Origin of the sequence: Pseudomonas sp. NPDC089996 (genome assembly GCF_044748405.1) — a bacterium.
GTDB lineage: Bacteria > Pseudomonadota > Gammaproteobacteria > Pseudomonadales > Pseudomonadaceae > Aquipseudomonas.
Map to the genome: position 1 here is coordinate 53,557 of NZ_JBIVGA010000021.1, position 13,694 is coordinate 67,250.

Below are 13,694 nucleotides of genomic sequence, written 5' to 3' on the forward strand. Positions count from 1 at the left end.
CTTCTCACTATAGGCAGGCGTGCTCCTGGTGGCGCGCGCCGCTGGGAGGTGTGAGGTGAAGAAACTATCAATCGTGGGTGCCGGGCTGGTGGGCGAGGCGGCGGCTCAGATCATTGCCCGAGAAGAGTACTGCCGTGAACTGATGCTGATCGATGTGCAGGGAGAACTGGCGCAGGGCAAGGCGCTGGATGTCTGGCAGGCGGCGGTCGAGTCGGGTTCCGATACCCGGGTTGTCGGCGGGTCCAAGGCCGCAATGCTGGAAGGCTCCGAGCTGGTGGTGATCACCGCAGGCGTGCCGCGCAAGCCTGGCCAGTCGCGTCAGGATGTATTGAGCATCAACTTGCCGATCATCGACGGCATCATGCAGGACATAAACCATCATGCCCCGGAAGCGACGGTGCTGGTGGTGTCGAACCCGGTCGATGTGTTGACCTATCGGGCCTGGTCGCTCAGCAAACTGGGGCGGGGCAGGGTGTTCGGCCAGGCGGGGGTGCTGGATACCGCGCGCATGAAGTGCTTCATTGCCGAGGAGACGGGGTTTTCTGCCCGGGATATCACGGCGCTGGTGCTGGGTGGGCATGGCGACAGCATGGTGCCGCTGATGCGCTACTGCCAGGTCGGGTCGGTGCCGCTGTCTCATTTCCTGTCCGACGAGCAGATCGAGCGGATTGTCGAGCGTACGCGTAAAGGTGGCGGCGAGATTCTGGGCTTGAAGAAGGTCGGTAGTGCCTGCGATGCGCCGGGCGTGGCCATTGCGCAGATGGTGGATGCGATCGCCAATGGGCGTAACCGCATTCTGCCGGCGGTTGCGATGCTTGAAGGGGAGTATGGGCGCACCGATATCGCCATGGGGGTTCCCTGCGTTTTGGCAGATGAAGGGATTGCGCGGGTGATCGAGTTGCCGCTGGATGCACAGGAGCAGGCGATGTTTGATCACTCTGCCGATCAGGTGGCGCGGGATCTTGCAGAGATGAAGGCGTTGTAAGCGGGGAAGAGCGGCTTCAGCTGGCGAGAATTTGGGGCTGCTTTGCAGCCCTTTCGCGACGCAAGGCCGCTCCTACAACGATCGCGTAATGGGCTGTCGTGGTCGTATGAGGGCCGGGATGGCCCGGACGTAAATCAATTCACTTAGCAGCTCAACCAGTGTCTGGGTAATCACCGCCGCCGCCGCCAACCCACGCAGGTCCTCCGGCAGCGCCAGCGCCAAGGGCAACACCACCAGCGAATTGCGCGTCGCGGCGCTGAAGGTTACCGAGCGAGCTTCAGTCACCGGCAGGCGCAACAGCCGCGCCGAAACGAACCCGAGCACCGGTGCCAGCAGCATGAAGCCGATGTACACCGGGATCACCGGCAGCAAACTATTGAAGTCCCGTAGCACTATGGCGATTTGCGACCCGATCACCGCCACCAGCACCAGTGCCATCGCCGGCACCGGCATCCACGCCCAGCCGTCGTTCCAGGCCGATACTGCGCGCCAGCGTCGGGCGCCAGCGCTGGTAAGTATGGCGAGGATCATCGGCAGCACGATCAGCAGCACGAAGGCTTCCACGAACGGCGCGATGCTGATGGCTACGCTGCTGCTGTTGTCGCCGAGCATCAGCGCCAGGTAAACGGGCAGCAGCACCAGTTGCACCAGCAACAGCACGGGCGTGGCGGCGAGGGTCAGACGCGAGTCGCCTTTGCCGATGTGGGTGAACACCACCACATAGTCGATGCACGGCGTCAGTAGCACCAGCAGGGCGCCAATCAGGATTGCCGAGTGCTCGGCAAGGCCGCGGGTGAGGGCCCAGACCAGCAGTGGTACGAGGATGAAGTTGGCGAGCAGCAGGGCGGCCATGAAGCGGCGGTTGCCCATGCCCTGACGCAGGTCAAGGAAGGGAATCTGCAGGAACATCGCGTACATCAGCACGGCAATGGCAGGGGTGACCAGGGCTTGCAGGTGTTGTGCGGCGGCGCTGGCCTGCAGGCCAAAGGCAATGGCAGCGAGCACCGCCGCAAAGTAGATCGGGATTTGCTGGGTTTCGAGTTGCTCTCTGGTCAATGCCGTGCCTGTGCTGGGTTGTGCTTGGGGTGGCACAGGTTAATACGTGACGACGGGAGGCGCACGACGTATCAGGTCGGCTTGAGCCAATCGACCACGCGATCCTGGATGATCAGGCTCAAGGTGCCTTGGCGGGCAGCCGGGTAGCACGCAAGAAAACCGCCTACCGGGTACAGCGCGTGGATTTCCAGTGGATGCCCGTCCGCGCTCGCCAGCTGAATTTCTCTGCGGCCATCTTCAAGCTGCGTCAGGTCGAACGCCTCACCCGTCTGTGCGTCGGTCATCGCCCACAGGCTTGGGTCCTTTGCCTTGATTGGCTGTACGCTCACCAGGCCATCCCTGGTGATGAACACGCCTTCGCCGGCGTGGGGACCGCTACGCAGATAGATGCGGTAGCCCGCTTCGCTGTGGCGGAAGTACAGCAGCAGCTCCGCTGGCTGGGCGGTTTGCTCGAATGTGATCAGGCCCATCTGCCGGCCGTGCTGCCAGTCCGCGTCGGTGCCATTCAGCATACCGAGGGTCGTGCTACCTTCAACGGCGTAGCCAGGTGTCTGGTGCGGGCTTGCCAGCGTTACGGGCCCGATGGTCATGTCTCCCAGCACATTGATCGATGCTTCAGCAACCTGCAAGGTGGCGGTGAAGGACAGTGCTACGTGGTCAGCCATGGGTGGCCTCCGGTCTTGTATCTGAGGAGATGGCAGGTTAGGCAGTCGGGCTCGCTCAACCTATTCGGAAGCCGTTCCAGCGCCAGATGGCAGGCATGAAAAAGCCCGGCGCAAGGCCGGGCTCCTTCACATCAGGCGTCTGCCAATCAGTTGCCGTAAACCGGCAGCTTCTTGCAGATGGCCTTGACCTTCTCGCGTACAGCGTCGATCACCGCTTCGTTGTTCAGGTCAGCCAGGATGTCGCAGATCCAGCCGGCCAGCTCGCGGCACTCGGTTTCCTTGAAGCCACGGGTGGTGACGGCTGGGGTGCCGAAACGCAGGCCCGAGGTGACGAACGGGGAGCGTGGGTCGTTCGGTACCGAGTTCTTGTTGACGGTGATGAAGGCTTTGCCCAGGGCAGCGTCAGCATCTTTACCAGAGATTTCCTGCTTGATCAGCGACAGCAGGAACAGGTGGTTCTGGGTGCCGCCGGAAACCACGTCGAAACCACGCTCGATGAACACCTCGGCCATGGCCTGGGCGTTTTTCACGACCTGCTGCTGGTAAGCCTTGAACTCAGGCTGCAGGGCTTCCTTGAAGCAGATGGCCTTGGCGGCGATCACGTGCTCCAGCGGGCCGCCCTGGGCGCCCGGGAAGACAGCGGAGTTCAGCTTCTTCTCGATATCGGCGTTGGCACGGGCCAGGATCAGGCCGCCACGTGGACCGCGCAGGGTCTTGTGGGTGGTGGTGGTGACCACGTCGGCGAACGGCACAGGGTTCGGGTACACGCCAGCGGCAACCAGGCCGGCAACGTGGGCCATGTCGACGAACAGGTAGGCACCGACCTTGTCGGCGATGGCGCGGAAGCGGGCGAAGTCCAGTACCTGCGAGTAGGCCGAGAAGCCGGCGACGATCATCTTCGGCTTGTGTTCGACCGCCAGGCGCTCGACTTCGTCGTAGTCGATCAGGCCGTTGCCGTCGATGCCGTACTGGACGGCGTTGTACAGCTTGCCCGACGAGCTGACCGATGCACCGTGGGTCAGGTGACCACCGTGGGCCAGGCTCATGCCCAGGATGGTGTCACCGGCCGACAGCAGGGCCAGGTAGACCGCGGCGTTGGCCTGTGAGCCTGCGTGCGGCTGGACGTTGGCGTAGTCGGCGCCGAACAGCTCCTTGGCACGGTCGATGGCCAGTTGCTCGACCACGTCGACGTATTCGCAGCCACCGTAGTAGCGCTTGCCTGGGTAGCCTTCGGCGTACTTGTTGGTCAGGACCGAGCCCTGAGCTTCCATGACTGCCGGGCTGGTGTAGTTTTCCGAAGCGATCAGCTCGATATGCTCTTCCTGGCGCAGGGCTTCTTGCTGCATGGCTTCGAAGAGCTCGGCGTCGTACTTGGCAATGGTCAAATCACGGCTGAACATGGCGGTCCTCAAGGATCGGGGTAATTTGGGGGGGCATTCTAACCGATTGATCCGCGCCTGGCATATGAAGTGGCATCAAGTCGCGGACCAATGGGCCTCATGTTGCATGCCGCGCCGTGGCTGGGCTGGGTGGGGATTGGAGCTGACTCAAAAGTCCGTTTTTGCTGGCGCGAATGTCAGTCTTTGCGCAATGCCTGTAGGAGCGGCCTTGTGTCGCGAAAGGGCTGCGGAGCAGCCCCGGCAAGCTGTGCCGCGCTGCTGAAACCCTGGGGCCGCTTTGCGGCCCTTTCGCGACACAAGGCCGCTCCTACAACAATCGCGTCCAGCGGTGTCACTGGAACATGAACAGGGTTTCGTTGGCGAACTGCGCCTCGAACTGGTTGGCCGGCATCGGCCGACCGAACAGGTAACCCTGCACTTCGTCACAGACGTGCTCGCGCAGGAACTCCAGCTGCTCGTGAGTCTCCACGCCCTCGGCGATCACCGCCAGGTTGAGGCTGTGGGCCATGGCGATGATCGCCCGGGCGATCTGCGCATCCTGCTCTCCCTCGGGCAGGCCGTCGACAAAGGTGCGGTCGATCTTCAGCACGTCGATCGGGAACTGCTTGAGGTAGTTCAGCGACGAGTAACCGGTGCCGAAGTCGTCGACGGCGATGCTCAGGCCGAGCTTCTTCAGGCTGGCGAGAATCTGCAGCGCTTCGTTGACCTCGCGCATCAGGATGCTTTCGGTCAGCTCCAGCTCCAGGCACGCCGGTGGCAGGCCGGTTTCTTCGAGGATGGTGGCGATCCGCGTGCCCAGCTGGCCGTCGGAGAACTGCCGTGCCGAGATGTTCACCGACACCTTCGGCACGCGCACCTTGTTCTTGTGCCAGACCTTCAGCTGGCGGCTGGCCTCGCGCAGCACCCAGTCGCCAACATCCACTACCAGGCCCAGTTCTTCGATCACCGGGATGAAATCACCCGGCGGCACCAGGCCGCGGGTCGGGTGGCGCCAGCGCAGCAGCGCTTCGGCACCGGTCAGGCGCTTGCCGTCACCGCTGAACTGCGGCTGGTAGTAGAGGATGAATTCGTTCTGCTCCAGCGCGTGGCGCAGGTCGCTCTCCAGCTCCAGGCGCTCCAGGGCGCTGGCGTTCATTTCCGTCTGGTAGAACTGGAAGTTGTTCTTGCCGCGCTCTTTGGCGTGGTACATGGCGGTGTCGGCGTTCTTCATCAGCTGGCTCAGCTCGTTGCCGTCCTGCGGGCTGAGGGCGATGCCGATACTGGCGGTGACGAAGAACTCGCGGCCTTCCAGCACGAACGGCCGCACCAGGCTGCCAAGAATGTTCTCGGCCACGTGGATGGCGCGGTTCAGGGCCATCTCGCGGGTGGCGCGCGGCTGCAGCAGCAAGGTGAACTCGTCGCCGCCCATGCGTGCCACGGTGTCGTCCTCGTCGACACAGGCCAACAGGCGCAGGGCCATGTCCTTGAGCATGCGGTCGCCTGCGGCGTGGCCGAGTGAGTCGTTGATCGGCTTGAAGCGGTCGAGGTCGAGGAACATCAGCACCACCCACGACTTCTGCCGCTCGGCCTGCTGCAGCGCGGTGTGCAGGCGGTCCTGGAACAGCGTGCGGTTGGGCAGGTGGGTCAGGGCATCGTAGTAGGCCAGACGGTGGATGCGCTGTTCGCTGGCCTTGCGCTCGCTGATGTCGGTGAAGAAACACACGTAGCTGGCCAGGTCGCCTTCGTCATCGAAGACGGCAGTGATGCCGACCCATGCCGGATAATGGTCGCCGTCGCGGCGTTTGAGCCAGACTTCGCCTTCCCAGCTGCCGCGCTGGTGCAGTTGCTTGAGCACGTAACGCAGGTGGCTTTGCTGCTGGTCCTCGACCACCAGCATGGTCGGCAGCTGGTCCAGCACATCGCTGACCGCGTAGCCGCTGACACGGCTGAACGCTTCGTTGGCCTGCACGATGTAGCCGGCCGGGTCGGTGATGAGGATCGCCGAGGTGGAGTGTTCGAATACCGTCGCGGCCATGCGCAGGTCTTTTTCCGCGCGGCGTTGCTGGCTAATGTCGCGGCCCACGCCGAGCACGCCCTCGAAGCGCTGGTGGTCGTCCCATACCAGCACCAGGCGCAGTTCGATGGGGATCTTGCGGCCATCGGCGCGCAGGCAGTCGAACAGGAACAGTTGCGTCGGCAGTTGGCTGCGCAGCTGTGCCAGCTGCTCGCTGTCGCCCATGGCCTTGCTGACCCGTTCCATCAGGCTGTAAATGCCGGTGAGCTGGGCCGGGTTGGCGATGATCGACTGCCAGCCGTTGTCGAAGATCCAGTCGGCCTGGTAGCCCAGCACGGCCTGCACCGACGGGCTGACGTAGTTGAGCTGTAGGCGGCTGTCGGTGGAAAAAATCACGTCGCTGATGCTTTCGGCGAGCATGCGGTACCGCTGCTCGCTGTCACGCAGCGACTGGCTGGCCTCGATCTGCACGGTGACATCCTTGCCCACGCCGATGATGCGCGTCACCCGGCCATCGTCGTCGCGGGTCAGCACCTGCTCGCGGATTTCGTAGCAGCGCCAGCCGCCGTCACGGTGGCGAAAACGCAGCTGAGTGTGCAGCGACTGGCTGTGAGCGCACTCGCGCTGTTGCTGGCGCAAGGCCTGATAGTGTGTGGCATCTTCGGGGTGCAGCAGCAATTCCCAGAAGCGGTCGCCCATCTGCGCCAGCTCGGTGCGGTCGTAGCCGAGGGTCTGGCCGAGGTGGCGGTTGCTGAAGATCATTCGCTGGCTGAGCACATCCTGCACGTACAGCTGGTCGGGCACGGTGCGCACTACGTCGGACCAGAAGCTTTCACGCTCCAGCAGTGAGAGCTCCACCTGCTTGCGGCTGGTGATGTCACTGATGCTGAGGATCACCGCCTGGTAATCACAACGTTGCTGGGGCAGGCGCGCCATCAGCCACAGGTGCAGCTCGCCGCCCAGTGGTGCAGGCAGGCGCACTTCCAGTTCCAGCGACGGGCGCTGCTCGATCAGCGCGTCGATCAGTTGCATGCCGATGCTGTCGCGGCCAGCGCCGCTGCCATCGATCAGCCGTTGCCAGGCCCCTTCGTGGCACTCGACATTGAGCAATTGACGCGCCACCTGGTTGATTTCGGTGATCTTCAGTTCCAGCAGCAGCGAGCGGCGCAGGTTGGGGTCCAGCGCCAGGCTTTGCTTGAGCCCGGCCAGGTTGCGCAGGTGGTAGCGGTCGAGCTGACCGGGCAGGCTCGACAAGTCGAGCACGCACAATGCCACGCCAGTGCCTTCGAAGATCTCGTGATAGCGCCGGCGGTCTTCCTGCAGGGCGCGCTGGCGGCGACGCATGTTGACCAGCGCCAATACCGGCAGCAGGGCGCAGAGCAGCGCCAGCAGGCACTTGCCGATCAATGCCGGCAGCAGCTTTTGCTGGGCCAGGCCCGCGTCGAACAGGCCCCGCAATTGCCAGGCGCTGTTGTCGATGAAGGCGAGCATCACGCTTTGCAGCGGTTCACCACTGGTCTGTACCGGGGCATGGCGTTCCAGTACCTCGCTGCTGCGGCTGTTTTCCAGCAGCCAGAGTGGGTGGCCGGGGCCGTCCAGGTGCACGGTGAGCGTCTGGTAATAGTCAGGTGACAGGCGCAGCAGCCAGTAACCCCGGTCCTGTTCGGCGGCCTGGCGCAACAGCAGGTAGATGGTGCGGTTGTCCGCCGCGTTGGCAAAGAAGTAGCTGCGGCCCTGGTTCAGCCCGACCAGTTCGTCAATCAACTGGCGGTCGGGGCTGCCGGCCAGGCTGTCGCTGCGCAGTTGCCCGGCATGGTCCAGCCAGGCCATGTCGCGCAGGGCAGGCAGGCGTTCGCGCAGGGTCGCCAGCAGGCTCGGCAGGGCGGCTGGCGTCGGTGCTTTGACGTAGGGTTGGACCACGTTGACGGCCTGCTGAGCCTTGAGCGCCATGTTCAGGCTCAAGTGGTCGGCGAGTTCGGCAGTGGCGTCCAGGTTCAGCTGGCGCTGGTCGGCCTGAGTGTGGCGGAACTGGGAGAACAGTTGCCACAGCAGCAAACCCAGCAGGATCAAAGCCAGCAGGGCCAGTGCACCTTTGACCGAACCACGCAGCGAAGCGACTGGGGCCGGCGAAGCGGGGCGCAGCAGAGTCGGATGATTGAGATTGGTCAAGCGTTGGTCCTGCGATTGGGCTGGCGATGGCAGGGAGAAACATGCACGGTGTATGCCGGTATCTGCTCAGGCCTGGACCGCGACCGGGCACTATAAAGCCGGACATCCGAACGGGCTAGCATGCCTGTGATTATGGCAATGTGCCAGCTTCTTGTGTGGTGCCAGTGGTCGTGGTGATGCCGGCCCGTTCGGCAAGGCCCTGTTTCTTGTGCGAGAATGGCGCCCGCTTCAATGACAACGCATCGGAGATGTTCGGTTTTGGTTACTCACTTTTCCACCAATGGCCTCGATTCCGCCTGTGGGCGCAGCAGTCAGACCCTTGTCAGCACTGCCGTGACCGCGGACGTATCCTGCAAATCGTGCCAGCGTTCGCTGGTCAAACCAGACGCGGCTGCAGCCTCGAAAAACAAGACGCCATCGCTGGCCGAACTGCGCAAGACTGCCAAGGCGGCTGTTGCGCCGGCGGCAGAAGCAGCACCTGCCGCCGTTGCTACCAAACCGGCCAAGGCTGAACACCAGCCCGCCCGCAGTGGCGGCTTCAGCGTCAAGGCCGCCTATGCTGCGCGCCTGGCCGAGCAGGGCGATCGTTGCCGCCTGCCGCGGGGCAAGGCTGGCAAGCAGCGTCACGTCTGAGCCATCTTCGGCTGCTGCACCGGCCCTTTCCCGGCTAAAGCTCCCACAGGTACTGCACAAGTCTTGAATCCTGTGCAGTACCTGTGGGAGCGGCTTTAGCCGCGAAAGGGCCGACACAGGCAATCAATGCGCGTCAGGATCACACCGATCCCACCCCATCATCCGACCACCCTGTGCAACGCCGCGCGTTGGCGTAGAATGGTCGCCTTTGTTCAACACACCCCGTAAACACATCCCCCTGGCCACACTGCCGGGGCGCTCGTCGATGTCTTTACCTATCTGATAGAGGGCTTGGTTTTGGCTCAATACGTCTACACCATGCATCGGCTGAGCAAGGTCGTGCCGCCGAAGCGGGAAATTCTCAAGAACATTTCCCTGTCGTTCTTCCCAGGCGCCAAGATCGGCGTGCTCGGCCTGAACGGCGCCGGTAAATCGACCCTGCTGCGGATCATGGCGGGCGTCGACAAGGAATTTGACGGCGAAGCCCGTCCGATGCCCGACATCAACGTGGGTTACCTGCCACAGGAACCGCAGCTGGACCCGAGCAAATCCGTGCGCGAAGTGGTCGAGGAAGCGGTCAGCGTGATCAAGGACGCCCAGGCGCGCCTGGACGAGGTCTACGCGGCCTACGCCGAACCCGACGCCGACTTCGACAAGCTGGCCGCCGAACAGGCCAAGCTCGAATCCATCCTGCAAGCCGCCGACGGTCACAACCTGGAGCGCCAGCTGGACGTCGCTGCCGACGCCCTGCGCCTGCCGGCCTGGGATGCCCGCATCGAGCACCTGTCCGGTGGCGAGAAGCGCCGCGTGGCCCTGTGCCGCCTGCTGCTGTCGGCCCCCGACATGCTGCTGCTCGACGAACCGACCAACCACCTGGACGCCGACTCGGTCGCCTGGCTGGAGCGTTTCCTGCACGACTTCCCGGGCACCGTGGTAGCGATTACCCACGACCGTTACTTCCTCGACAACGTCGCCGGCTGGATCCTCGAACTGGACCGCGGCGCCGGTATTCCGTACGAGGGCAACTACTCGGGCTGGCTGGAAGCCAAGTCGGACCGCCTGGCGCAGGAATCCAAGCAGCAGAGCGCCCACGAGAAAGCCATGAAAGAGGAACTGGAATGGGTGCGCAAAGGCGCCAAAGCCCGTCAGTCCAAATCCAAGGCCCGTCTGCAGCGCTTCGAAGAAATGCAGTCGCAGGAATTCCAGAAGCGCAGCGAAACCAACGAGATCTACATCCCGGCCGGTCCGCGCCTGGGCGACAAGGTCATCGAGTTCAAGAACGTCAGCAAGGGCTACGGCGATCGCGTGCTGATCGACAACCTGTCGTTCGCCATGCCAAAAGGCGCCATCGTCGGCGTGATCGGTGGTAACGGTGCTGGTAAGTCGACCCTGTTCCGCATGCTGATGGGCAAGGAGCAACCGGACTCGGGCAGCATCGAGATCGGTGAAACCGTGCAGCTGGCCTGCGTCGACCAGAGCCGCGAAGACCTGGACGGTGGCAAGACCGTGTTCCAGCAGGTTTCCGATGGTTCCGACATGATCAAGATCGGCAGCTACGAGATCCCGTCGCGTACTTACGTTGGCCGCTTCAACTTCAAGGGCGGTGACCAGCAGAAGTTCGTCAAGGACCTGTCCGGTGGTGAGCGTGGTCGCCTGCACCTGGCCCTGACCCTGAAGGAGGGCGGTAACGTCCTGCTGCTCGACGAACCGTCCAACGACCTCGACGTCGAAACCCTGCGTTCCCTGGAAGAAGCCCTGCTGGACTTCCCGGGCGCGGCCATCGTGATCTCCCACGACCGTTGGTTCCTGGACCGTGTGGCCACTCACATCCTGGCGTACGAAGACGACTCGAACGTGCAGTTCTTCGAGGGTAACTACACCGAGTACGAAGCCGACCGCAAGAAGCGCCTGGGCGATGCCGCTGCTCAGCCGCACCGCGTACGGCACAAGAAGCTGGCCCAGTAAGGCGGTTATTTGTTGCACTGGAATGGGGCCCTCAGCGGCCCCATTTTTGTGCCCTCAGACACCATCTTCACCGCGTATCGGCCGGCTTTTTTGTATACATTTATATAAAACGCACCAAATAATTTCATAAAAACGACATTTCGCCCTATTCCAGTGCGATTGCTTCTTGGTACATTCCCGAAAAAACCAATAAGTCCAATCCTCTTGGTGAGATGTCTACCATGATCGAATCTGTCGACAATTTCCTTGCACGCTTGCAGCAACGCGACCCGGGTCAACCGGAATTCCATCAGGCTGTGGAAGAGGTGCTGCGCACCCTGTGGCCCTTCCTCGAAGCCAACCCTCATTACCTGCAGTCCGGCATCCTCGAGCGCATGGTCGAACCCGAGCGCGCCGTGCTGTTCCGGGTGTCGTGGGTCGATGATCAGGGCAAGGTCCAGGTCAACCGCGGCTACCGCATCCAGATGAGCAGCGCCATCGGCCCTTACAAGGGCGGCCTGCGCTTCCACCCGTCGGTGAACCTGAGCGTGCTCAAGTTCCTGGCCTTCGAGCAGGTGTTCAAGAACTCCCTCACCTCGTTGCCCATGGGCGGCGGCAAGGGCGGCTCTGACTTCGACCCGAAGGGCAAGAGCGATGCCGAAGTGATGCGCTTCTGCCAGGCGTTCATGAGCGAGCTGTACCGCCACATCGGCGCAGACTGCGACGTACCGGCCGGCGACATCGGCGTCGGCGCCCGTGAGATCGGCTTCATGTTCGGCCAGTACAAGCGCCTGGCCAACCAATTCACTTCGGTGCTGACCGGCAAGGGCATGACCTACGGCGGCAGCCTGATCCGTCCAGAAGCCACCGGCTACGGCTGCGTGTACTTCGCCGAAGAAATGCTCAAGCGCAAGGACCTGCGCATCGATGGCCGCCGGGTGGCCATTTCCGGTTCCGGCAACGTCGCCCAGTACGCTGCGCGCAAGGTCATGGACCTGGGTGGCAAGGTGATTTCGCTGTCCGACTCCGAAGGCACCCTGTACGCCGAAGCCGGCCTGACCGATGCCCAGTGGGACGCGCTGATGGAACTGAAGAACGTCAAGCGCGGCCGCATCAGCGAGCTGGCTGGCCAGTTCGGCCTGGAGTTCCGCAAGGGCCAGACCCCATGGACCCTGCCGTGCGACATCGCTCTGCCGTGCGCCACGCAGAACGAACTGGACATTGAGGACGCCCGCACCCTGTTGCGCAACGGCTGCATCTGCGTGGCCGAAGGCGCCAACATGCCGACCACCTTGGCGGCGGTCGACCTGTTCATCGAGGCCGGCATTCTGTACGCACCGGGCAAGGCTTCCAACGCCGGTGGTGTGGCCGTGTCGGGCCTGGAGATGTCGCAGAACGCCATGCGTCTGCTGTGGACGGCCGGTGAAGTGGACAGCAAGCTGCACAACATCATGCAGTCGATTCACCATGCTTGTGTGCATTACGGTGAAGAGGCCAATGGCAAGGTCAACTACGTGAAGGGCGCGAACATCGCCGGCTTTGTGAAAGTTGCCGATGCCATGCTGGCACAGGGCGTAGTCTGATTCGAGGCCCTTGGGGCTGCTTTGCAGCCCATCGCCGGCAAGCGCGGCTCCCACAGGGACACCACAGGCCTCAAGGGCGGTGATACACCTGTGGGAGCCGCGCTTGCCGGCGATGGGCCGCGCAGCGGCCCCTAGGCCCCACCTCCAATCTCGACCACCTCGATCATCTGATCCCCCGCCGGCCGCCGCCACAGCACTTCATCCCCAGGCCCGGCCCCGAGTAACGCCCGCCCCAGCGGCGATCCCCAGTTGATCATCCCGCGCCCGGCATCCGCCTCATCTTCGCCCACCAGCTGCACCACATGCTCCTGGCCATGCTCGTCGACGAACCTGACCCGGCTCCCGATCTGCACCTTGCTCCGTGAAGTCGCCTCCGGCATTACCTGCGCGCTCTGCACCCGCGCGCTGAAATAGCGCAGGTCACGCTCGGTATCGGCCAGGCGCTGCTTGTCGCCGCGCTCGCCCTGCGCCTGCAACTCGCTGCGCAAGGCATTCAGCTCGCTCACGCGCTGTTGCAGCTGGCTCAGGCCGCTGGCGGTGACGTAGTTGGGCTGGTCACTGACGCGCCGTTCCACCGGCTGATCGGCCAGGGCGGCGGCCTGGTCTTCGTTGACGAACGCTCGGCTCATGCAATGGCCTCCTTTATGCTGCAGACCAGCATGGCAGGCCGGCGGTTTCAGTGGATGTCCGTTTGCGACCTACTTGCTGCGATAGGCCCGGGCGGCGCCCTGGTCTTTCTCCTGCTGCCACTCGCGATCTCGCTCGTCCCAGAAGCGCTCATGGTACTGACGCTGTTCCTCGCTGTTCTGCATCGCGTGGCACTGGCGGAAGCCGTCGTCCCAGCCGGTCTCGTACTGACGATCGTGCAGATAGCGCGGTACATCCTTCTGGAAACCGCCAACCATCAGTCCGGCCGCCTGGCGGCCGCTGCTGCAACCGTCCTGGTAGCCGTCGGCGTAGGCGGGGGGATAACCGCGGTTGACCATCTGGTCATGAGTGGTTTCGCAACCCGTCATCAACAACGCAACGCACAAGCCGAACCAGTACCGCGACATGACCACCTGGACCTTTGGAGAGATACCGCAAAGTCTAGGTGGCGATATGTCGGGGAGCTGTCAAAACAGTGTCAAAGAGTCGGTTGGTTCACATCCGGCCGCCACGACGCCCTCATTGGACTGCCCCCAAGAAGTTGGACAAAAAATCCAACCCTTGGGGGACCTATGGGCAAATACACAGAGCAGTTCAAGCTCACAGCCATCTCAGCCT

The 13,694-nt window shown here is 63.2% G+C and carries 10 protein-coding genes; 4 read left to right on the forward strand and 6 right to left on the reverse strand.

Going from position 1 to position 13,694, the window contains the following annotated elements:
• Positions 1-55 precede the first annotated feature (55 nt).
• Entirely contained in the window at positions 56-985 is a 930-nt protein-coding gene (locus tag ACIPW4_RS25290; RefSeq protein WP_400662906.1) for a malate dehydrogenase, read from the forward strand.
• 72 nt (positions 986-1,057) lie between these two features.
• Here the strand turns inward: ACIPW4_RS25290 and ACIPW4_RS25295 are convergent, their stop codons facing one another.
• From ACIPW4_RS25295 to ACIPW4_RS25310, 4 genes are all read right to left on the reverse strand, one after another.
• Positions 1,058-2,041: an arsenic resistance protein gene (locus ACIPW4_RS25295; protein ID WP_400662884.1), complete on the reverse strand. Its 984-nt coding sequence runs from the start codon at positions 2,039-2,041 to the stop codon at positions 1,058-1,060.
• 71 nt (positions 2,042-2,112) lie between these two features.
• Positions 2,113-2,706 (reverse strand): hypothetical protein, encoded by a 594-nt coding sequence (locus ACIPW4_RS25300; protein ID WP_400662887.1) that lies wholly within the window; start codon positions 2,704-2,706, stop codon positions 2,113-2,115.
• A gap of 146 nt (positions 2,707-2,852) precedes the next feature.
• The gene (glyA, locus tag ACIPW4_RS25305) at positions 2,853-4,106 is read right to left on the reverse strand and encodes a serine hydroxymethyltransferase (RefSeq protein WP_060513037.1); all 1,254 of its coding nucleotides are present in this window, start codon (positions 4,104-4,106) and stop codon (positions 2,853-2,855) included.
• Between the two features lie 331 nt (positions 4,107-4,437).
• Entirely contained in the window at positions 4,438-8,268 is a 3,831-nt protein-coding gene (locus tag ACIPW4_RS25310) for an EAL domain-containing protein (RefSeq protein WP_400662890.1), read from the reverse strand.
• 258 nt (positions 8,269-8,526) lie between these two features.
• On the opposite strand from ACIPW4_RS25310, the gene ACIPW4_RS25315 reads away from it, so the two are divergent.
• From ACIPW4_RS25315 to gdhA, 3 genes are all read left to right on the forward strand, one after another.
• Positions 8,527-8,901: a hypothetical protein gene (locus tag ACIPW4_RS25315; protein ID WP_400662893.1), complete on the forward strand. Its 375-nt coding sequence runs from the start codon at positions 8,527-8,529 to the stop codon at positions 8,899-8,901.
• A 297-nt stretch (positions 8,902-9,198) separates the two neighbouring features.
• Positions 9,199-10,866, forward strand: a complete 1,668-nt coding sequence (gene ettA / locus ACIPW4_RS25320) for an energy-dependent translational throttle protein EttA (protein ID WP_400662895.1) — start codon at positions 9,199-9,201, stop codon at positions 10,864-10,866.
• A gap of 221 nt (positions 10,867-11,087) precedes the next feature.
• Positions 11,088-12,428, forward strand: a complete 1,341-nt coding sequence (gene gdhA / locus ACIPW4_RS25325; RefSeq protein WP_400662898.1) for an NADP-specific glutamate dehydrogenase — start codon at positions 11,088-11,090, stop codon at positions 12,426-12,428.
• Between the two features lie 131 nt (positions 12,429-12,559).
• On the opposite strand, the gene ACIPW4_RS25330 is transcribed toward gdhA, so the two are convergent.
• A complete protein-coding gene (locus ACIPW4_RS25330) occupies positions 12,560-13,057 on the reverse strand; it encodes a GreA/GreB family elongation factor (RefSeq protein ID WP_400662901.1) in 498 nt (165 codons plus the stop codon).
• A 69-nt stretch (positions 13,058-13,126) separates the two neighbouring features.
• Positions 13,127-13,483 (reverse strand): hypothetical protein, encoded by a 357-nt coding sequence (locus tag ACIPW4_RS25335; protein ID WP_400662903.1) that lies wholly within the window; start codon positions 13,481-13,483, stop codon positions 13,127-13,129.
• Positions 13,484-13,694: the final 211 nt, after the last annotated feature.